This window comes from Pseudomonas peradeniyensis (genome assembly GCF_014268935.2).
GTDB classification, from domain to species: Bacteria; Pseudomonadota; Gammaproteobacteria; order Pseudomonadales; family Pseudomonadaceae; genus Aquipseudomonas; species Aquipseudomonas peradeniyensis.
Map to the genome: position 1 here is coordinate 1,558,978 of NZ_JABWRJ020000001.1, position 20,607 is coordinate 1,579,584.

Annotated in this window: 13 protein-coding genes and 1 pseudogene; 5 read left to right on the plus strand and 9 right to left on the minus strand. The window is 68.3% G+C overall.

The window, feature by feature from the left end; all coding sequences use genetic code 11:
• Window positions 1–2: 2 nt before the first annotated feature.
• Window positions 3–152 (minus strand): annotated as a pseudogene (locus tag HU751_RS26795) (hypothetical protein); the annotation flags it as partial.
• Between the two features lie 7 nt (window positions 153–159).
• Here HU751_RS26795 and HU751_RS06770 point away from each other — a divergent pair.
• On the plus strand, window positions 160–1,500 hold the full coding sequence (locus HU751_RS06770) for an LLM class flavin-dependent oxidoreductase (protein WP_186732801.1): 1,341 nt from the start codon (window positions 160–162) through the stop codon (window positions 1,498–1,500).
• 111 nt (window positions 1,501–1,611) lie between these two features.
• Here HU751_RS06770 and HU751_RS06775 read toward each other — a convergent pair whose 3' ends face one another.
• From HU751_RS06775 to HU751_RS06805, 7 genes are all read right to left on the minus strand, one after another.
• On the minus strand, window positions 1,612–2,595 hold the full coding sequence (locus HU751_RS06775; protein ID WP_186732802.1) for a fatty acid desaturase family protein: 984 nt from the start codon (window positions 2,593–2,595) through the stop codon (window positions 1,612–1,614).
• 19 nt (window positions 2,596–2,614) lie between these two features.
• Window positions 2,615–3,682, minus strand: a complete 1,068-nt coding sequence (locus HU751_RS06780; RefSeq protein WP_186732803.1) for a GNAT family N-acetyltransferase — start codon at window positions 3,680–3,682, stop codon at window positions 2,615–2,617.
• Between the two features lie 421 nt (window positions 3,683–4,103).
• Window positions 4,104–5,399, minus strand: coding sequence for a histidine decarboxylase (locus HU751_RS06785; RefSeq protein ID WP_186732804.1), 1,296 nt, complete (start codon window positions 5,397–5,399; stop codon window positions 4,104–4,106).
• A gap of 80 nt (window positions 5,400–5,479) precedes the next feature.
• Window positions 5,480–6,229 (minus strand): 2,3-dihydro-2,3-dihydroxybenzoate dehydrogenase, encoded by a 750-nt coding sequence (dhbA, locus tag HU751_RS06790; protein ID WP_186732805.1) that lies wholly within the window; start codon window positions 6,227–6,229, stop codon window positions 5,480–5,482.
• A complete protein-coding gene (locus HU751_RS06795; protein WP_186732806.1) occupies window positions 6,229–7,095 on the minus strand; it encodes an isochorismatase in 867 nt (288 codons plus the stop codon). The genes dhbA and HU751_RS06795 overlap by 1 nt, the downstream gene beginning before the upstream one ends.
• 17 nt (window positions 7,096–7,112) lie before the next feature.
• Window positions 7,113–8,714 (minus strand): (2,3-dihydroxybenzoyl)adenylate synthase, encoded by a 1,602-nt coding sequence (locus HU751_RS06800; RefSeq protein WP_186732807.1) that lies wholly within the window; start codon window positions 8,712–8,714, stop codon window positions 7,113–7,115.
• Between the two features lie 26 nt (window positions 8,715–8,740).
• Complete coding sequence (locus tag HU751_RS06805; protein ID WP_186732808.1) at window positions 8,741–9,913, minus strand: isochorismate synthase; 1,173 nt, start codon at window positions 9,911–9,913, stop codon at window positions 8,741–8,743.
• Window positions 9,914–10,042: 129 nt separating this feature from the next.
• Here HU751_RS06805 and HU751_RS06810 point away from each other — a divergent pair, with 129 nt between their 5' ends.
• Window positions 10,043–14,329 (plus strand): amino acid adenylation domain-containing protein, encoded by a 4,287-nt coding sequence (locus HU751_RS06810; RefSeq protein ID WP_225933234.1) that lies wholly within the window; start codon window positions 10,043–10,045, stop codon window positions 14,327–14,329.
• 61 nt (window positions 14,330–14,390) lie between these two features.
• Window positions 14,391–15,710, plus strand: coding sequence for a putative histamine N-monooxygenase (basC, locus tag HU751_RS06815; RefSeq protein ID WP_186732810.1), 1,320 nt, complete (start codon window positions 14,391–14,393; stop codon window positions 15,708–15,710).
• A gap of 153 nt (window positions 15,711–15,863) precedes the next feature.
• On the opposite strand, the gene HU751_RS06820 is transcribed toward basC, so the two are convergent.
• The gene (locus tag HU751_RS06820; RefSeq protein WP_186732811.1) at window positions 15,864–17,969 is read right to left on the minus strand and encodes a condensation domain-containing protein; all 2,106 of its coding nucleotides are present in this window, start codon (window positions 17,967–17,969) and stop codon (window positions 15,864–15,866) included.
• Window positions 17,970–18,186: 217 nt separating this feature from the next.
• Here HU751_RS06820 and HU751_RS06825 point away from each other — a divergent pair, with 217 nt between their 5' ends.
• Together HU751_RS06825 and HU751_RS06830 are read left to right on the plus strand one after the other, a co-directional pair.
• Window positions 18,187–18,702 (plus strand): sigma-70 family RNA polymerase sigma factor, encoded by a 516-nt coding sequence (locus HU751_RS06825; protein ID WP_186732812.1) that lies wholly within the window; start codon window positions 18,187–18,189, stop codon window positions 18,700–18,702.
• Between the two features lie 120 nt (window positions 18,703–18,822).
• Window positions 18,823–20,607: an ABC transporter ATP-binding protein gene (locus HU751_RS06830; RefSeq protein WP_186732813.1), complete on the plus strand. Its 1,785-nt coding sequence runs from the start codon at window positions 18,823–18,825 to the stop codon at window positions 20,605–20,607.

The window sequence follows — 20,607 nt, forward strand, 5'->3', positions numbered from 1 at the left end:
GGCTAAATCACGAAGAACCCATGGGTCCCATCCCACCCCAACTGGTCCACCAACCCGAACTCCCAATCCAGATACCCCTGCATCGCCTCCCGCGGATTGTCGGTGCCCTCATAGGGGCGGCGATAGCGATCGATGCGGGGCGCGCCCAGGAGCCCAGCCATGGCAAGGCGTGACGGCCGCCTGCGGCTGGGCGCCTTTCTCTCCGGCTCCGGTGCTCACGCCGGCAGCTGGCGACACCCGCAGGCCGACGCCGACGCCTCGATCAACTTCCAGCGCTACCGGCAGTACGCCCAGACCCTGGAACGTGGGTGTTTCGACGCGCTGTTTCTCAACGACAACGTCGCTGTCGGCGAACTGGACCCACGGGTGCTGCGCAGCAGTGCCTACAGCCTGCGCTGGGACCCGCTGACCCTGCTGCCGGCGCTGGCGGTGGTGACCCGTCACATCGGCCTGATCGCCACCGCCAACACCAGTTTCAACGAGCCCTACAACATCGCCCGCAGCTTCGCCTCCCTCGATCACCTGTCCGCTGGTCGCGCCGGCTGGAACCTGGTTACCGCGCTGATCGGTGGCGAGAATTTCAACCAGGCGGCGCACCTGCCCCATGCCGATCGTTACGCCCGCGCCGAGGAGTTCTTCGACGTGGTCACCGGGCTCTGGGACAGCTGGGCGAACGACGCCTTTCCGCTGGACAAGGCCTCCGGTACCTGGCTGGAGCCCGCGCGCATGCGGGTGCTCGACCACCAGGGCGAGCATTTCCGCGTACGGGGCCCGTTGAATGCTCCACGACCCGTGCAAGGCTGGCCGGTGATCGCCCAGGCCGGTTCCTCACAGGCCGGCCGGGCGCTGGCGGCACGCAGCGCCGAGCTGGTGTTCACCGCCCAGCAGACCTTGAGCGAGGGCCGGGCGTTCTACGCCGACATGCACCAGCGCCTGGCCCTGGCCGGACGGGCGCCGGAGTCTTTGCTGGTGTTTCCGGGCCTGGCGCCGGTGGTGGGGCGCACGGCCAGCGAAGCCCAGGAGAAGCACGAGCAGCTGCAGGCGCTGGTGGATCCGGAGGCGGTGCTCAAGGCGTTGTCGTTCCTGCTGGACATTGGCATCGACCTGGAGCGGCTGCCGGCGGATGCCCCGGTGGTGCTGCCGGAGCCGTTGCCGTTGACCGAGCGGCACCAGAGCCGCCAGCAGCTGGTGGTGGACCTGATCCGCCGCGAACGGCCCACCGCCAGGCAGTTGCTGGCCGGGCTCGGCGCGGGCGGGCACCGGATGCTGGTGGGCACGCCAAGGCAGATCGTCGAGGAGATGGCCTGCTGGTTCGAGGAAGGGGCGGCGGATGGCTTCAACCTGCTGTTCACCCATCTGCCGGGTGGGCTGGATGATTTTGTCGGGCAGGTGGTGCCCGAGTTGCAGCGGCAGGGGTTGTTCCGGCGCGAGTATGAGGGGCGTACGTTGCGAGAGAACCTGGGGTTGCGGTATGTGCCCAATCGCCATTTTTCGAACTGAGCATGGCAGCTGTGGGAGCGGGCTTGCCCCGCGATGGCGTCATTAGCGAACTGACGCTATCGCGGGGCAAGCCCGCTCCCACGAATACCTGTACTGACCCGGAGGGGCAGCTCAACCCCGCTGATCGAAGAAATGCCCCATCAGCTGCAACAACGGCCGCCGCCGGTTCTTCACCGCGAACTCCCACTCATGGGTCTGCGACGGCGCATGGCCGACCTCATGCTCGCTCAGCAGCTTCTGCACCTGGGCCAACCGGTACCACGGCACCGAGGGGAAGGCGTGGTGGACGATGTGCAGGTTGAAGTTGAGGATCACATAGCGCGACCACAGCGGCAGGTCCTTGCAGTCGTGGGACACCCCGTCCTGCTCCCAGAACTGCAGGCGGTCGGCGTCCCGCGCAAGCAACGGTGCCTCGGCATGGTGAGGCAGGTTGAGCAGCTCGACCATGAAGAACAGGAACACCCAGGTGATCCCGTAGAACAGCACCAGGTCCAGCAGGTGCCCCAGGCTCCAGGCCAGCACGGCCGCCGCCAGGTAACCGGTCAGGTACAGGCGGGCGAAGCGGATCTCCTTGAGAATCCTCGGCGAACTGTCGCCCTTGGCCCGGGCAATGAACGGCGCGCGCCAGTTGAGCAGGAAATGGTTGGCGGCGATCATCGGGATCCAGTGCTTCCAGACGAACTCCAGGGTGCGCTCCTGTTTTTTCGTCATCACCGAGAAGCGCTCGATCATGCCGCGGTTCTCCGGGTCGTTCACCGGGTGCGCGGTCCAGGTGTGGTGGGCCATATGGAAGCGCCGGCGGACCAGGAACGGCAAGGCGATCAGCCAGCCGTCGCAGTGGCCGATGAAGTCGTTGAGCCGGCGGTTGGCCGAGGCGGCGCCGTGGGTCGCCTCGTGCATGATCAGGTAGAGCTGCACGGTGGCCAGGCCGGCCAGCGCCAGGCCCAGCAACTGCAAGGCGGTGGAGTCGGCGAGCCACAGGTTCCAGGCCACCGCCAACAACAGCAGGTCGGCGACCCAGAGCATCACGGTCCAGGGTTCCCGGGCGCCGTCGGGGATCTGTTTTCTTACACTAAGCCATTGGTCCTTGGTCACTTGCAAAAACTCCGATCGGTTAGCTGGCGGCCCGGGAAGCCGGGGCTGCGGGAATGCTGCAGAGGTTGTTGGCCAGGTGCGCGTAGGCCAGGTCGAAACGGGCGATGTCGTCGTCGAAACCATGGCTGCGCGGGGCCACGGCGAAGTCCTGGAACACCAGTTGGAGGCAGTCGTAGCGGCTGCCGTTCTCCAGGTGCCAGGCCGGCAGGTAGGCAGTGATGGCAAAGCCCAGGCGACGCAGGCTGGCCAGCAGCTCCAGCTTGTCGGCCAGGATCAGCAGGCTGACGTACTCGGCCTGCGCATGCTGGCGCAGCAGCGCGCCCAGCTCCGCCAGCACGGCCTGGGTCGACGGGTAACGGCCGCACTGGCCCGACAGCATCAGCGCGCCGGCCTGGGGATCGTGGCTGTAGCTGAGCTGGCCATGGCGTTCGGCGCCGGTGGGGCCGCTGAGGAAGGTGTCCGGGTAGTTGCCGGGGGTGACGGCAAGCTGCAGGGCGGGGTAGAGCAGGCGGCGGACGAAGTCGGCGGCGCGGGTGGTCACGTACCAGGGCGCGACATGCACAAAGCCGGCCTGGGGCACCGGGTGGATGGCGGTCAGGTGATACTCGCGCAGGCCGTCGACCTTGTCCGGACCACCGTCGTGCCCCACCAGCACCGCGGGGCGGATCTTCTTCATGACGCCGTGGCTGGCGATGTTGCGGGTGATGTAGAAACCCAGCTCCAGGGGCTCGGGCCGGTGGGTCTCGAAGCCCAGGCGCACCAGGCTGGAAATGGCGCCGGTCCTGCGCGCATCGGGGTGGATCACCCCGTGGCAGACTTCCCACGAGCGGTTCCAGGGGCGGCGGGCGATGCAGCAGCATCCGAGCAGCTGGCCTTGGGCCTCGGCGACGAACCATTGCTGTTGCCCGCTGCCCAGCGAGTGGCGGATATAGTCCGGGCTTTGGCAAGGGTGGGTGGTCTGCCCATAGACCTGCTGGAACAGCGCGGCGAGGGCTTCGATATCGGCGGGGCTGGCCGGACGATAGCGCAGTGTTTCGGTTTCCGGCAACGGCGCAACGGCCGTTTGCGGCGAACGGGTCGCAGTCATGACGCACCTTTTGTCTTTATTGAAGGCGAACGAAGGCAGTGACCGCCCAGGGCAGGTCACGGGCACGTGGCGGGGCTGGGGTCAGTGACGGGGATGTCGTCGCAGGTCGGCGCGGCGGGGCGATTCGTATAGAGGGTGAGGCGAGGGGGCGTCATCCGTGAGCATGGCCATCATGCGACTCCTGTACATGGCGGGTTCTTGTCCAAGGCCAGCGCAAATCCTTGGCGCTGGCAGGAAAGGGACTATAGAGCCACGCCAGGGGCCGTCAAACGGGCATCGGCAGGAAGCGGCAACGCGTTGCGTAGGCAAGGCGCCGAGGCGGCGGGCAGGCCCGCCCCCTGTTTTTCGGCACGCCAGGTCCCGGAGCAGTACGCCGTAGGAAATGGCTTACATGTAAATGGTTGTAAAGACGACCAGGCGTTCAGATATCGCTGTCCTTGAGGCGGGCAAGGCCGCTGTCGCGTGCAGGTCTGGCATGGCCCGGCAGCGGCTCCGTCCGGGGTTGTCCTGCCGTGCTGTAGACCCGTGTACGACTGCCCAGGCCCTCCACCAGGGGCGCCTGCAGCGGGTTTCGGGTGACGGGTTTGCCACGGAACTTGAGGTCGGCGATCACCTCGTCAAGCAGCGCGTCGATCTGCGTGCTGTCCTGGTGGTGGGCGGTGGTAATCAGGTGCGCGGTGTCGCCCGAGGTGGCCAGGCAATGGCGTTTCCACACGCTGGCCGAGGGGCAGGGGAACACCACGGTGATCGAGTTGGGGTTGCGCCAGGCCTCGATGCCGGCCGCCCGCAACCGGTCCACCGCATGCTGGGCCAGGTCCAGGCAGCGCTGGATGCGTGCGCGCCAGTCCTCCAGCGACCGGCTGCACAGGGCGGCCCACATCATCAGTGGCGTGTGGCCGTTGCGCGAGCCGCTGATGGTCTGGTCGCGGGCGCTGATGTAGTCGATTTCCACCGAGATGCGCTCGACGTTGCCGCGCCGGGCCACGACGATGCCGCAGGGCATCGGCGAGCCGATCATCTTGTGCCCGGAGACGCAGATCGAGTCGATGCCGTCGGCAAACGAGTAGGGCTCGGGGGCGTCGACGAAGGGCAGGATCATGCCGCTCAGGGCCGCGTCGGCATGCAGGTAGTAGTCCTCGCGGCGGATGCCGGCCTGGGCCAGGCGCTGCTGGATGACGGCGATGTTGTCGGTGGCGCCGCGCAGGGTGGTGCCGATATTGGCGAAGATGATCGGGTGGCGTTCACCGTCGGCCGCGATCCGCGCGACCAGGTCGTCGTAGTCCATCTCGCCGTTGGCCTGGGATTCCACCACCTGGGCCTTGATGCGCAGCAGGCGGACGATCTTGGCCACCGAGTAGTGGGTGTCCTTGGAGTAGTAGAGGGTGGCGTCGGGAAACAGCTCGCGGGCCAGGTAGCAGCCGAACATGTTGCCTTCGGTGCCGCCGTTGGTAACGTAGCCCCAGCTGTCCTCGAACGGGATGTGGAACAGCTCGGCGAAGAAGCGCATCACCTCGCGCTCGAAGTCGAAGGAGTTGAGCAGGTAGTTGCTGGGTTCGTTCCAGTCGCCGCAGTTGTTGATGGAAAAGCGCATGAAACGGTGCAGCAGGCTGTAGTCGAAGTCGGCCGACTCGGGGTAGCCGACGTTGAAGTACTGGTGGGTGAGGCAGTACTGCCAGAAGGCCTCGAGGCGCTTGTGGTTGGCGGGTGAGAATGTCATGTCCAGCTCCATGGTGCGCGCTCGACCGGCCAGGGCCGAGCGCGGTGCGGGTGAAAGTCCTTGTCAGTGCCGCATCAGGCTCAGGCGGCCAGGGTGGCGCCGCCGTCGACCACGATATCCTGCAGGGTCACGTGCCCGGCCTGTTCGGAGGCCAGGAACAGCACCACCTGGGCGATGTCGTCGGGCGTGGCGATCTTGCCCAGCGGCACGCCGAGCTTGAACTGCCCGGGCAGGCCGTCGACCAGCTGGCGCTCGCCCGCCGGGTCGCCGAGCATGCCGGCCAGCATCGGCGTGCGCGTCGAGCCCGGCGAAACCACGTTGCAGCGCACGCCGTAGGGCGCCAGCTCCAGGCCCACGCAGTGGCTGAGGCTGACCAATGCGGCCTTGGAGGCGCAGTAGGCGGCCATGTTCAGGCGCGGCACGTGGGCGGCGTTGGAGGCGACGTTGACGATGGCGCCGCGGCGTTGGCGACGGAACACCGGGGTCCACTGGCGCATCAGGTAGAACGGCGCGCTCAAGTTGACATCCAGGCAGCGCTGCCAGTCCTCGCAGGACACCTCGTCGCTGCGCCCCAGGCGCAGCACGCCGGCGACATTGACCAGCACGTCGAGGTACTGCGCCTGCTCCTTGAGGCGGTCGCAGACCCGCTGCACGTCGGCCGGGTCGGTCAGGTCGACATGCAGCAGCGGGAACGGCACGTCGGCCTCCTCGCAGTCCAGGCCGATGACCTCGGCGCCTTCGTCGAGAAACTGCTGCGCCACGCAGCGGCCGATACCGCTGGCGGCACCGGTGACCAGCACGCGCCGGCCGGTGAAACGGGCCATGGCCATCAGGCGGCACCCCGCGCTTGCACCAGCGACCACCAGCCGTCCAGGGTCGGCGCGTTGGCCAGCTCCTCGAAGCTGACGGCGATGCCGCGCTGCTTGAGCTCGGCGGCCAGCTTCATCACCTGCAGCGAGTCCAGGCCGTAGAAGATCAGGCTTTCCTGCGGGTCGAGGTCGCTGTCGTCCTCGATCATCTGGCGCACCCGGCCATGCAGCCAGTCGCGGGTGGTCTCGCCCGCGGGTTGGGTCAGCAGGGCGGCGGTGTCGGTGACATGGCCGCAGCGGGTGGCCACGTACTTCAGGGCCAGGCGGTGCTCCTCCTCGGAGAAGTCGGCCACCGCGTCGCCCACCAGGAACGCCTGGATATCGTTCATGAAGGCGTCGGCGGCGGTGATCATGCAGCCGATATGGGCGTACACGCCGCCGATCAGCAGCTGGTCGCGGCGCCAGCCGCGCATGCGCTCGAGCAGGTCGGAGCGCTGGAAGGCGCTGTAGCGCCACTTGGTCAGCACCGTGTCGCCCGGCTGCGGCGCCAGGGCGTCGATGATCGGTTGCTGCTCGGGGCTGGCCGCCGGCAGGCCCGGGCCCCACATGGCGTTGAGCAGGGCACGGTCCTCGGGCGGCTGTTCATGGGGCTGGGCGGTGTAGACCACCGGGATGCCCTGCTCGCGGGCCCACTGGATCAGCCGCGACAGGTTGTCCACCAGGGCGGTGAGTAGGGCGCCATCGGGCTGGTAGAAGCGCAGGAAGTAGCGCTGCATGTCGTGGATCAACAGCACGGCCCGGGCCGGGTCGGGCTGCCACTGGGTCTTGTTGGCCGGGTAGCTGGCCCGCTGTGGCATGGCATAGTCGTGGATGGTTGGAATGGTCATGTCGGGTCCTTGGACGGTCAGGCGGTCGGGGCGACGGCGAGCAGCGCGCGCAGTTGCTTCTTGTCGATCTTGCCCACCGCGGTCAGCGGCATGGCGTCGATCAGCCGGATCCGGTCCGGGAGCTTGTACTCGGCGATGCCCAGGCCCATCAGGTGGCGACGCAGGGCGATCGGCTTGAGCTGCGGGTTGCGCGAGACGATGAAGGCGCAGCTCTTTTCGCCGAGCAGGTCGTCGGGCAGCGCCACCAGGGCGGCGTGGGTCACGTCCGGGTGCATGACGATCAGGTTCTCGATCTCTTCCGAGGCGACTTTCTCGCCGCCGCGGTTGATCTGGTCCTTGACCCGCCCGACCACCCGCAGGTTGCCGTCGGCGCTGCGCTGGACGATGTCGCCGGAGTGGTAGAAGCCGTCCTGGTCGAACACCTGGGCGTTGTGCTCGGGGCTTTTGTAGTAGCCGCAGAAGGTGTAGGGACCACGGGTGGCGAGCATGCCCGGCTCACCATCGGCGACCGGCTGGCCTTGCTCGTCGAGGATGCGCACCTCGTCCAGCTCGCTGATCGGCCGGCCCTGGGTGGTGAACACCTGTTCGTCGCTGTCGTCCAGGCGGGTGTAGTTGACCAGGCCCTCGGCCATGCCGAACACCTGTTGCAGGCGGCAGCCCAGTACCTCGGGGACCTGGCGGGCCAGGGCCTCGGCGAAACTGGCGCCACCGACCTGCAGCAGGCGCAGGCTGCGCAGTTTGGTCGCGTGCCCGGGCGCGGCCTGCAGCCACAGGGCCACGGCGCTGGGCACCAGGGCGACCATGGTCACGGCATGGCGCTCGATCAGGGCGAAGCAGTTGAGCGGCTCCGGATTGGCCGCCATGACGATGCAGCCGCCGGCATGCAGCACGCCCAGGCCGCCGGGGGAACTGAGGGTGTAGTTGTGCGCGGCGGGCAGGGCGCAGAGAAAGCGCGTGGCGCTGTCCAGGGCGCAGATCTGCGCGCTGGCCCGCACGCTGTAGGCGTAGTCGTTGTGGGTGCGCGGGATCAGCTTGGGGGTGCCGGTGCTGCCGCCGGACAGCTGGAACAGCGCCACCTCGCCAGCGGGGCTGGGCGCGTAGTGGGTGCCGCGCACATCGGCGCTGGCGCTCCATTCGTCGAGGGCATCGAGCATCAGTGTCAGCTTCGGACGCAGGCCTTCCTTGGCCAGGTCATCGAGGAACGCGTCGTTGCGGAACACTTCATGCTCGGCAGAGGCGATCAGCAGGGCGGGGCGGATCTGCCGGGCGAAGGCGCCCAGCTCGTGCTGGCGGTGGCTGTAGAGCGCGTTGACCGGGGCGATGCCGGCCTTGAACAGGGCAAACAGCACGATGTAGAACTCGGCGACGTTGGGCAACTGCACCAGCGCCGTGTCGCCCTGGCCCAGGCCGTGGGCGGCCAGGCGCGAGGCCAGGTTGGAAGCGCGCCGGTCCAGTTCGCCGTAGCTGATGCAGCGTTCGCCGCAGAGGATCGCCGGGGCCTGTGGCTGCGCGGCGGCGCGCTCGATCAGCAGTTGGCTGAGCGGCTGGTCGTTCCAGTAGCCGGCGGCGCGATAGCGCTGCGCCCGGTCCGCGGGCCAGGGGGTGAATTCGATGGTCATGGGAATCTCGGAAAGCGGGTTTGAGGTCAATGGTCCAGGCCGCAGGCACGCAGCATGGTGCCGAGCTTGGTCTGCACTTCGTTCCATTCGGTGTCGGGGCTGGAGGCCTCGACGATGCCGGCGCCGGCGAACAGGCGCACGCGCTGGCCGTTGAAGGTGCCGCAGCGGATGGTCACCACCCACTCGCCGTTACCCTGGGCGTCGCACCAACCGACCATGCCGGTGAACAGGCCGCGCTCGAAGGGTTCGACGAAGCGGATCAGCTGGCGAGCCCGCTCGGTGGGGTAGCCGCACACGGCGGGAGTCGGGTGCAGGCGGCAGGCCAGCTGCAGGGCGTCGATATCGGCCGTGGCCAGTTCACCCTCGATGCGGGTGGACAGGTGCCACAGCGCGGCGGTGCTGATCAGCGACGGCCGCTCGGGGACCTGCAGGCGGCTGCACAGTTCGCCGACGCGCTGGGCGATGTCCTCGGTGACCAGGCGGTGCTCGTAGTGGTCCTTCTCCGACGCTGCCAGCCATTGCGCATTGGCGCGGTCTGCCTCGGGGTCGGCCATGCGCCGCACCGAGCCGGCCAGCGGGTTGCTGATGAACGCCGTGCCTTGCTTGTGCACCAGCAGCTCCGGGCTCACCCCCAGCAGGGTGGCGCCGTCGGCCAGGGGCACGCGGAAGTGGTAGCCCTCGCGGTTCAGCGCCTTGAGGTTGGCCTGCACCTGTGCCGGGTCCACGGGCGCTGCGAAGTGCAGTTCACGCTGCACCGAGAGCACGGCCTTGCGCACATCGCTGTGCTGGAAGTTGACGATGGCATGGCGCACGGCGCGCTTGAAACCGTGTTCGTCGGGGATGTTGGCCTGGCTGAGCAACGCCGGCAGCGCTCCGGCCTGGGCGGGCGCCGCGGTGCGTTGCTGCCAGGCATAGGCCTGGGGAATGTACAGACTGGATGCCTGAGTGGTGTCGAAGGGGATGGCGCCGACCACGATCGGGTTGTCCTGGCCGGCCTGGCGGGCGCGCTCGAAGGCCTGGTCGATGCTGCGCCGCAGCGCGCCGCCGGCCAGGTGGCTGCCGTGGGCCGGGGTATCGATCCGCTCGCGCAGGCCGCTGACGCTCAGCTCGCGGTCGCCGGATGTGAATGAAAAGCTCGAGTCCTCTTGGCTGAGCGGCACGGTGTCCCTGTCTTGCAAACGCAGGGTGCCTGTCTTCATGGGTAGCCTCCTTGGCCGATGGGTGAGAAAGAAAACCTTGAAATATAATCATTCTCGTTAGTAAATATGAGGACGCGAAACACATGGATTTGTCAACCACGCGGGTAAGCGATGAGAGAGTTAACTTCGATGCAGGCCGCCTGTTGGATCGGGCGGGATGCACATGCGGCACTGGGTGGCGTCAGCGCGCACCTGTATGCCGAGTTCGATGGCCAGGCCATCGATGTGGCGCGCCTTGAGGGCGCACTTGAGGGGCTGTACCGGGCACATCCGATGCTCAGGCTGCGCATCGACGGGCAGGGGCGGCAGAGCATCGACGAGACGCTGCGCGCCCATCTGGAGCTGGAGGATTTCAGCGATCTGGACGGTCCCGCCGTGGAGCGGCGCCTGCTGGAGAAACGTCGCCAGTGGAGCCACCAGCGCCTGGACCTGGGCGCCGGCCAGGGTGCGCGCTTCGGCCTGAGCCTGTTGCCGGGCAATGCCGCTCGGCTGCATGTGGACACCGACATGATCGCGGTGGACCCGTCGAGCTTCCGGGTGCTGATGGAAGACCTGGCCCGGCTGTACGACGCCCCAGGCGCCGCGCTGCCACCCACGCTGAGCTACTTCGACTGGTTGGACCAGGTACGTGCCGATGCCGACCTGCGCGACGCTCGCAGCCGCGACCGCGCCTGGTGGCGGGCACGCCTTGCGCAGATCGCCCCGGCGCCGACGTTGCCCTTGCTTGCCCCGGGCCCTGCACGCAGCGAGCGCTTTGCCGCCCGGCTCGAACCCGACCAGTACCGCGCCTTGCAGCAGGCGGCGCGGGTGCAGCGGATCACCTCGTCGGCGTTGCTGCTCGGGCTGTTCGCCACTGCCCTGGGCGAACACACCGGCGATCGGCGCCTGCGCCTGAACGTCCCGGTGTTCTGGCGCGAGCCGGTGCTGGAGCCGGTGCAACGGATCGTCGGCGAGTTCGCCAACCTGGTGCTGGTCGATGTCGACTTCACCGGCGTCGCCAGCCTTGCCGCACTGTGCCAGGACCTGCACCGGCAATTGGTCGAGCGCCTGGCGCACAGCGCCTATCCAGGCGTGGACCTGATGCGCGACCTGTCGCGCCATCACGGCACGCCGCAACTGGCGCCGGTGGTGTTCACCGCAGGGCTGGACCTGCCCGGTGGCGAGCTGTTCTCCGAGCGCGTGGGCCGGGTGTTCGGGCCGATGGACTGGGTGATCTCCCAGGGGCCGCAGGTGGCGCTGGACGCGCAGGTGGCCCAGGTCGATGGCGGTCTGCTGGTCAACTGGGATGTGCGCCTGGACGCACTGCCGGCGGATTGGGTCCGGGCACTGTTCGAGCGCTTCATTGCCTTGGCCGTCGCGGTGGCTGCCGACACGGGCGCGCTGCACCAGCCTTTGACGATCGCGGCCAGCCGGGATTGCCCCTTGAACGCCCTGCAGCAGGCCTACCTGCTGGGGCGTGGCGAACACCTGCCGCTGGGCGGCGTGGCCATGCAGGAGTTCCGTGAGTACCGCGGGCGCATGGACCTGGCACTGCTGCGCAGCCGCCTCTCGGACATGGTGCGCCGCCACGACAGCCTGCGCACCCGCATCGATGCCCAGGCACTGACCCAGTCGTTGAGCGACCAGGTGCAGGTCAACCTGGAGGTGATCGACCTGCACGCCTTGACGGTCGAGCAGGCCCAGGCGCAGCTCGAGGTCCGTCGCGAGACCTATGCCCACGCGCTGTTCGACCTGGCCGGGCCGCCCTGGAATGTCACCGCCTTCCAGCTGCCGCAGGGTGAGCTGGTGGTGTTCGTACGCTTCGATGCGCTGATCCTCGATGGACGCTCCATCGCCACCCTGATGGTCGAGCTGTTCGACGGGCATTGCCAGCCGCTGACCGCCGGCGAGCCGACGGCGGCTGTCGTCGACCGGAGCGAGGTGCGCAAGGCTGATACCGAGTATTGGAAGTCAAAGCTGGCCGAGGTCGATGGCGCGCCACGGCTGCCGTGGCGCTACGCCCTGGACAAGGTCGGCGTGGCCCGATACGCACGCCAGCGCCAGGTGATCCCGGCCCCGGTGTTCAAGGCGTTGAGCCGCGCCGGTGCGCGCGAGGGGCTGTTCAAGAACTCGACGATCATGGCCGTGGTGCTGGAAGTGCTCGGCCACTGGCTCGACGAGGGCAGCCTGTGCGTGGCGGTGCCGGTGGCGCCGCCCCAGGACGGCGCGTTCGCCAACCGTTCCAGCTTCATTGCCCTCGACTGGCAGCACCGACTGCCCACGCTCGCCGAGCGCGCCAAGCGCCTGCAGGCCGATGTACTGGAGGGCCTGCAGCACCTGGCGTTCTCCGGCGTGGACCTGGCACGCCTGCTGTACGACAGCAACGGCCCGGGCCCGGCACTGCCGGTGGTGTTGACCAATGGCCTGTCCTGGCCGGTGAGCGCGGTCGATGCTCCGATGACCTTGAGCGCGGGCCTGACCCAGACGCCCCAGGTGGCCATGGACATCCGCTTCTGCAACACCGCCGAGGGAGGCCTGGCGTTCGAGATCGACTATGCCCGCGAAGCGGTCGATGGCCGCTGGGTCGGGCAGTTGCTCGCAGCCTTTGGCCAGGCGGTGGCGCAACTGGCCGGGCAGGGCGCGTTCGAAGTCCAGGCACGGCAGTTCATCGACCTTGGCCACTACCGCCTGAACAGCAGCGAGGCGCAGGCCGAACCTGTCGATTTCCTCGGGCGCATCGCCCACAACCTGTTCGGCCCGGACAATGGACGCATCGCCTTGCTGCACGGCGAGCGGCGGATCAGCTACGCCGAACTGGGCGAGGGCGTCGCCCGCATCGCCCAGGCTTTCAAGGCCCGGGGCCTGCAGCCTGGCCAAGTGGTCGCGATCTGCCTGCCGCGCGGCCCCGAGCACAGCATGACGACCCTGGCCTGCGCCCTGAGCGGGCTGGTCTGGGTGCCGATCGACGCGGCGGCGCCCGAGGAGCGCCTGCGCTACCTGCTGGACAACTGCCAGCCGGCGCTGGTGGTCGACACCGCCGCGCCACTACTGGCCAGCCCGCCGGCCGCCCTGGACCTGACGGGCCTGGCGGCGTTGTCGGCCAGCACCACGCCGGCCTACTACCTCTACACCTCCGGCACCACCGGCAAGCCCAAGTGCGTGGTGCTGAACAACCGCGCCACGGCCAACGTCATCGGCAGCACCCTGGCGCAGTGGCAGGTCAGCCGCGACGATGTGTTCATCTCGGTGACCCCGCTGCACCACGACATGTCGGTGTTCGACGTGTTCGGCAGCCTCTGCGCCGGGGCGGCGCTGGTGCTGCCCGAGCCCGGCGAGGAAAAGGACGCGTTGCGCTGGAACCAGCTGGTCAGGCAGCACGGCGTGAGTCTCTGGTGTTCGGTGCCGGCCATCTTCGAAATGCTCCTGGCCTGCCGCCAGGGCGATGGCCTGCAGAGCCTGCGCCTGCTGGCCCAGGGTGGCGACTACATCAAGCCGGCGGTGATCGCCGAATTGCGCGAGCAGTTGCCGGTGGCGCGGCTGGTGTCCCTGGGCGGGCCGACCGAGACCACCATCTGGAGCATCTGGCACGAGATCGGCGACCAGGACCGCGCCAGGGTGCCCTATGGACGCCCATTGCCGGGCAACCGCTACTGGCTGCTGGACGAGCACGGCGAGCATTGCCCGCAGGGCGTCGCCGGGCGTATCCACACCAGTGGCGTGGGCCTGGCCCTGGGCTACCTGCAAGAGGGTGAGCTGGTGCAGAACGACTTCGTCAGCGTGCTCGACGAGCACGGTGCGCCAGTGCGGGCTTTCCGTACCGGCGACCGTGGCCGCTACCGCGAGGACGGCGTGCTGCTGTTCGACAGCCGGGTCAATGGCTATGTGAAGGTGCGCGGCGTGCGCGTGTCGCTGCCGGACATCGAGATCGAGCTGATTCGCCATCCGGCGGTGCAGCAGGTGCTGGTGGTGGACTATGGCGACACGCAACAGGGCGAGGCCTGCATCGGCGCGCTCTATGTGCGGCGCAACGGCGCGCCACCCGGCGACGTGGCGCTACGCGAGCATGCCCGGGCGTTGCTGGCGCAGTCCCACGTGCCCACGCGCTTCATCGAGGTAGCCGAGTTGCCGTTGACGGCCAACGGCAAGCCGGACCGCCGCCGCGCCCGCACGTTGCTGGAAGGCGACACCGAGCAGGCGCCGGCAGCGACGCCCAGTGATCCGCAGCGGTGCGCCCAGGTGCTGGCGATCTATCAGCAGGTGCTCGGCGCCACGCAGCCGGCCCTGGACTTTCTCGCCATGGGCCTGCGCCCGCAGCACCTCAAACCCCTGGCGGCACGCCTGGGCGAGGCCTTCGCGGTGCGTTTGTCGCCCGCGCAGCTGCTGCCGTGCCGCACGGTCGAAGAGGTCGAGCGCCTGCTCGCCGCCACGCCTGCCTGAATCAACCGCCCTGGGCCGCACCCAGGGCGCCATCCGTAGTTTTTGGGAAATCATCGAGCATATGGACATCGCAACCCTAGACATCGCCGGCATCGGCGTCGGACCGTTCAACCTGGGCCTGGCCGCGCTGCTGTCGCGCCACCCGGACCTGCGCTGCGCGTTCCTCGAGCGCAAGGCGGAATTTCGCTGGCACGAGGGCCTGCTGCTGCCGGGCACCACCTTGCAGGTGCCGTTCCTCGCTGACCTTGTGACCCTGGCCGACCCGTGCCACCCGTTGAGCTACCTCAACTACCTGCACCAGCACGACCGTTTGTTCCAGTTCTACTACTACGACCACTTCCAGGTGCCCCGGCGCGAATACGATCACTATTGCCGCTGGGCCGCGCGCCAGTTGCCGGCCTGCCACTTCGGCGAGGAGGTCACCGGGGTGCGTTACGATGGCGACAGCGAGCGCTTCGTCATCGACAGCGTGTCGGTGTCGGGCCTGGAGCGGCGCTACAGCAGCCGTGACCTGGCCATCGGCGTCGGTACCCGGCCGTGGCTGCCGGCCTGGGCGCGCACCCGCAGCCAGGCGCCGATGCTGCACTCGGCGGAGTTCGGCAAGCGCCAGGGCGAACTGGAGCAGTGCCGGCGTGTGGTGGTGGTCGGCTCCGGGCAGAGCGCGGCAGAGTGCGTGCTGGCCCTGTTCAATGCGTTGACGCCGGAGCAGGTGGAGGCGGGGGCTTCGATCCACTGGATCACCCGTTCAGGGGGCTTCCATCCCATGGAATACTCCAAGCTTGGTCAGGAGTGCTTCACCCCGGCCTACATGAACTACTTCCACACCCTGGACCGCGACAAGCGCCGCGAGATCGTCGCCGAGCAGGGCCTGTTGTACAAGGGCATCAGTTTTTCCACCATCGGCGCGATCTACGACCTGATCTACGAGCGCTCCATCGGCGGGCGCGAGCCGGGGCTGACGTTGCTGTCCAGCTGCGACGTGGAGTCGGTCGAGGACCTGAGCTCAGCAGGCCTGCGCATGACCTTTCGCCACCGCCAACTGGACCAGCGGGCGACCCTGGAGACCGATGCGATCATCGCGGCGACCGGCTATGCGCATGCCTGGCCGCAGTGGTTCGAGCAGCTCAAGGGCACGGTGCTGGCCACCGACGCGCATGGCGACTGCATCGTCGGCGAGGATTTCACCGCGCAGCGCTGTGATGGCGGCAGTGGCCGGGTGTTCGTGCAGAACGCGGAGATATTCCAGCATGGCGTCGGTTCACCGGACCTGGGGCTGGGGCCGGTGCGCAATGCGGTGATCCTCAACCAGTTGCTGGGCCGGGCGCAGTATCGGGTGCCGCAGCGGTCGTCGTTCCAGCGCTATGGGTTGCCGCAGGGGTGATGGGCGTTAGGGCTGCAAAGTTTTCGCCGTGGGGGATGTTGCGCCTGTGAGATCGAGCGCCGCCCGCGCGGCGCTCGATCTTGTAGGCGATACAACTCTTGCGCCGGACAACAGCAGGCGGCGCTCGCTCTCACAAGCGCCGCCCACCTTGAACTACAAAACCACTTCTGCCAAAGCCCTCCGGCCGCCGTCCACCTCGGCCAACACCCCGAACGCCGCGGAAATCATCGCGCACAGGCGCTCGACCTGGGCGGCGCTATAGCGATCGCTGCGGTAGGTGACCACCAGGCGCAGCGAGCGCTGGCCGTCGAACACATCCTCCATGATCTCGAACTGCAGGCCGAACATCGACTCGCTCTTGTCCGGGTCGATCTGCTTGTAGCGGATCGCCTGGCCTGCGGGCGTGCGCAGGGCGCCATTGAGGGCGTTGTTGGCGTGGATCTGCACGTACACATCGAACATCAGCCCCTCGGCGGGCGTCATGCCCAGCGCCTGCTGGATGGTCTCCATGGGCACGTCGGCATAGGCCATCGAGTCGTTGATCATCCGCGTCACATCGCCCAGCAGGTCACCCAGCGACTGTTCCGGGGCGAACTGCACGCGGTGGGCGACCATGGTGGTGAAGTAGCCGACGGTGTCGAAGAACGCCGGATCCGTACGCCCCGAGGCCGAGGTGCCGATCACCAGGTCCGACAGGTTGCCGAGCTTGTGCAGCGACAGGGCGATGGCGGTGTAGATCACGCTGAACAGCGATGACTGGTGCTGCCGGGCACTGGTGCCGAGTTGCTCCAGCACGCCGGGTGCGGGACGCAGCTCCAGCCAGCGCGCACGGGTGGTCGCCTGGTCGGCGGGCAGCAGCGTGGCATCATCCCAGGCGGGCAGGGCAAGGCCGCGGGTGGCGTCGCCCAGCAGTTCGGTCCAGTACGCCAGGTGGCGCGGGTTCGGGCCCTGGGCACTCTGGGCGAGGGCGAACTCGTGGAAGGTGCGCGCCGCCGCCGGCCATTGCGGCGCCCGGTCCTGGGCACGGGCCAGGTAGGCCTCGGCCAGTTCGGCCATGATCACGTTTAGCGACCACTCGTCGATGGCCATGTGGTGGACCAGGAACGACAGCACCTGGTGGCCACTGTGCGGGTCACGCAGCAGGCGTAGCCTCAGTGGCAGTTCGCGGGCCAGGTCGAAGCGGTGCTTCGCCTCGCTGGCAAGGCTCGCACCGCTGCTCTCGGCGCTGTTCCAGAACCACTTGTAGCGGCCCAGTTCGGCCAGCGGCACGATGCGCTGGCAGGCGTTGTCGCCTTCGCCATGGTAGGTGGTGCGCAGGCTGGCATGGCGCTCCAGCAGGTCGCTGAAAGCTTGCTGTAGCAGCGCTTCGTCCACTGGGTCGTGGAAGTCCAGGGCAAAGGGCAGGTTGAAAATGGTGCCGTAGTCGAAGGCCGCGCAGGCGCGCCACAACGACGCCTGGGCCAGGGCCATCGGTGCCTGCTGGATATCCCCGGCCTGGTCGCTGGCCTGACTGGCTTGCCCTTGGCTCAGCTTGGCGCGGGTGGCCAGCGCCGACGCGCTGGGCGAGGCGAAGAAGTCGCTGAAGCGCAGTTCGATACCGTGCTCGCCCTGCAGGCGCCCGATGATCCGGGTGGCCAGCAGCGAGTGGCCGCCCATGTCGAAGAAATCGTCGTCCAGGGTCATGCCAGGCTCCGCCAGTGCCTGGCGGAACGCGTCGAGAATGCGTTGCGCGATGTCCGTCGAGGGTGCCTGGGACAGCGGCTCGAGCTGCAGTGGCTGGTCGCCGGCCTGGGCGTCGTATTCGGCGCGGATACGTTCGAGCAGGGCTTGCGGCGACTGGCGCAGCACCGCATGGCAGAGCAGGCCGAGCGCGGCCTGCTGGTCGCCGGCCAGCAGCAGGGCCTCGAACGGCGGCTGCGTGGTGGAATCCCAGGGCGCCGTCTGGCGCGCCCGCAGCAGGGCGTCCATGCCCTGGGCGGCGCTGCGCTCGATGCGCAGGCACGGGTACCAGCCGGGCTCCTGGGTCTTGTACAGGTCGCCGTCATCGCTGAAGTGGTAGCGGCTGTTCAGGCCCGGCGTGGTCTCGACCACCGCCTGCACGGCCAGGGCCAGCAACGACAGGTCGGCCTGGGGGCCAAGGCGCCAGGCGCCCAGTTGCCGGTGCAGTTGCTCGGGTTGCTGCTGCTGGGCGAACCAGGCGAGCTCCTCGTGTTCGTCCAGGGCCTGGGGTGAGGGTGGGGTGGTGTTGCGTTCCAACATAGCTAGCTTCCTGCTGTTCGATCGTTCAAGGCCCGCGTCGGCCTCACTGCCATCCATGGATCGCGGTGAGTGGCCGCGCAGAGGGGTTGCACCACCGGGGTGCATTGCGTGAATCCCGGGGATTCGTTATGGTGTGAAAGATGCAAATAATTATCATCTAGATTGGCGCACGTCAAAGCAAGCCGTCTGGAATGCACCACGCTCAGGGAGAGGTACCGTGGACAACGGAACGTTCGCGCTTCGTCAGCAGCTGCACCAGCTGTATCAGGATCATCACGGCTGGTTGTGCGACCTGCTGCGGCGCAAGCTCGGCAACTCGGTGGATGCGGCGGACCTGGCCCACGACATCTACCTGCACTTGATGAACAAGGGCCAGGTGCCCACGGCCGAGCAATCGCGCTGCCACCTCACACAGATCGCCAACGGCAAGGTCATCGACCTGTACCGCCGCCGCCAGCGCGAAACCCGCTACCTCGAGGACCATGGCCTGCTGCCCGAGCCACGGGTGCCGTCGGAGGAGACGCGGGCGCTGGTGGTCGAAGCGTTGGCTGCGATCGACAGCGCCCTGCAGCGGCACTCGCCCAAGGCGCGCCAGGCCCTGTTGCTGTGCCGACTCGACGGCATGGCCCACCGCGCCATCGCCGACGAGCTGCGGGTCTCGGTGTCCTCGGTGGAAAAGTACATCGCCGCCGGCCTGCGCACTTGCAGGCGCTACCGGCTGGGCGGCGTCTGAGGGTGCGCAGATTTTCTTGCGGGTTTGCCCGCCTCGTGCGGAATACAGGTTGAGAAGGACATGCGGGCAGGGCGCCCCTGGGACGGCCCGGCCCGCGCCTCGTGCTGAAAAGGAGCATTCATGAGTGTTGAACAAGGGGTGGCGGACCCGTCCGCCCGTGGACCGGTCGCCGCGGTGCTTGCGCCGATACGCGGCCGATTGATCGTCGCCGGGCTGCTCGCCGCCCTGGGCGCCATGCTGACCCTGGCGCCGCTGGCAGCCATCGCCGAAGTCGCCCGGCTGGCCCTGGCCGGTGGGCAGGGCCTCGACCAGGCCTGGCCGGTCATCGCCGTGGGGCTGGGTTGCCTGTTCGCCGGCATGGCGCTGATCTCGCTGGGCGACCTGGTGGCGCACCTGGCTGACAACCACATCACCGGCACGCTGCGCCTGGCGATCATCCGCCGCCTGGCGCGGGTGCCGCTGGGCTGGTTCACCAGTCGCGCCTCGGGCGAGGTCAAGCAGGCCATGCAGGATGACATCGGCATCCTGCACAGCCTCACCGCACACTTCTATACCACCCTGGGGCGCAGCGCCGGGGCGGTGCTGGCCTCGATCGTCTACCTGTTCGCCATGGACTGGCGCATGGCGATCGTGTCGATGCTGCCGTTCCCGCTGTTCTTCCTGTTCTTCGCCCGCGCCCACCAGGCCAGTGCTCGTAACATGCAGGCCTTCGGCGCCGGCATGGGGCGGATCAACCAGGCGGTGGTCGAGTTCGTCAACGGCATCCCGGTGGTCAAGGCCTTCGGTGGCCAGCGCAAGGCCCATGGCAGCTATCGCGAGGCGGTGGACGCCTTCGCCGCGGCCTTCACCGACTTCACCCGGCCGCTGGTCAGTGCCATGGCCAATGCCAACGCAATGATCGCCCCAGTGTCGGTGCTCGGCGTGGTCCTGGCGTTCGGCACGCTGTTCGTCGGCCTTGGCTGGATCACCCCGGTGCAGGTGTTGCCGTTCGCCCTGGTGGCGCCGGGCATCTGCGCGCCGCTGCTGTTGCTGGCCTACATCACCCACGACCTGAACAACGCCACCGGCGCCGCCCAGCGCGTGCAGGCGCTGCTGCGCACGCCGGTGCTGGAGACCGACGGCCAGGGCGCCGGCAAGCTGCCGGCCGATGCGCGGATCGAAGTGCAGGGCCTGGGCTATCACTACGACCCGCGCAATCCGGTGCTGAGCGAGGTGTCGTTCACCCTCGAACCCGGCACGGTGACCGCGGTGGTCGGCGCCTCGGGCGCCGGCAAGTCGACCCTGGCGCGCCTGCTGCTGCGCTTCTTCGACCCCAGCGCCGGGCGCATCACCCTGGGCGGCGTCGACCTGCGCCAGATCGACAGTGCCCAGTTGTACCGACGCATCGGCTTCGTCCTGCAGGACGTGCGCCTGATCCATGCCAGCGTGCGCGAGAACATCGCCCTGGGCCGGCCTTCGGCGAGCCAGGAGCAGATCGAGGCGGCGGCACGGATCGCCAATATCCACGAGCGCATCCTTGCCCAACCGCGTGGCTACGACGCGGTGATCGGCGAGGACGTGCAGTTCTCCGGCGGTGAGCTGCAACGGCTGAGCATCGCCCGCGCGGTGTTGCTCGACCCACCGGTGCTGGTGCTCGACGAAGCCACCGCGGCGGCCGACGCCGAGAACGAAGTCAAGCTGCAACAGGCACTGTCGCGCTTCGCCCAGGGCCGCACGCTGCTGGTGATCGCCCACCGCCTGGACACGGTCATGCACGCCGAGCAGATCCTGGTGCTGGACCAGGGCACGGTCGCCGAGCGCGGCAATCACGACGAACTGCTGGCCCGTCGCGGTCTGTACGCGCGCTTGTGGGCTGCCGGGGGTTATGCGAAGTCGCGGGTGACCGCGCAGGTGGAGGAACACTGA

Coding starts and splice junctions, on each gene's coding strand:
- HU751_RS06810 (WP_225933234.1), top strand. CDS start 10,043: ATGCAGGCCGCCTGTTGGATCGGGCGGGATGCACATGCGGCACTGGGT.
- HU751_RS06795 (WP_186732806.1), bottom strand. CDS start 7,095: ATGACCATTCCAACCATCCACGACTATGCCATGCCACAGCGGGCCAGC.
- HU751_RS06780 (WP_186732803.1), bottom strand. CDS start 3,682: ATGACTGCGACCCGTTCGCCGCAAACGGCCGTTGCGCCGTTGCCGGAA.
- HU751_RS06805 (WP_186732808.1), bottom strand. CDS start 9,913: ATGAAGACAGGCACCCTGCGTTTGCAAGACAGGGACACCGTGCCGCTC.
- basC (WP_186732810.1), top strand. CDS start 14,391: ATGGACATCGCAACCCTAGACATCGCCGGCATCGGCGTCGGACCGTTC.
- HU751_RS06830 (WP_186732813.1), top strand. CDS start 18,823: ATGAGTGTTGAACAAGGGGTGGCGGACCCGTCCGCCCGTGGACCGGTC.
- HU751_RS06785 (WP_186732804.1), bottom strand. CDS start 5,399: ATGACATTCTCACCCGCCAACCACAAGCGCCTCGAGGCCTTCTGGCAG.
- HU751_RS06800 (WP_186732807.1), bottom strand. CDS start 8,714: ATGACCATCGAATTCACCCCCTGGCCCGCGGACCGGGCGCAGCGCTAT.
- dhbA (WP_186732805.1), bottom strand. CDS start 6,229: ATGGCCATGGCCCGTTTCACCGGCCGGCGCGTGCTGGTCACCGGTGCC.
- HU751_RS06820 (WP_186732811.1), bottom strand. CDS start 17,969: ATGTTGGAACGCAACACCACCCCACCCTCACCCCAGGCCCTGGACGAA.
- HU751_RS06770 (WP_186732801.1), top strand. CDS start 160: ATGGCAAGGCGTGACGGCCGCCTGCGGCTGGGCGCCTTTCTCTCCGGC.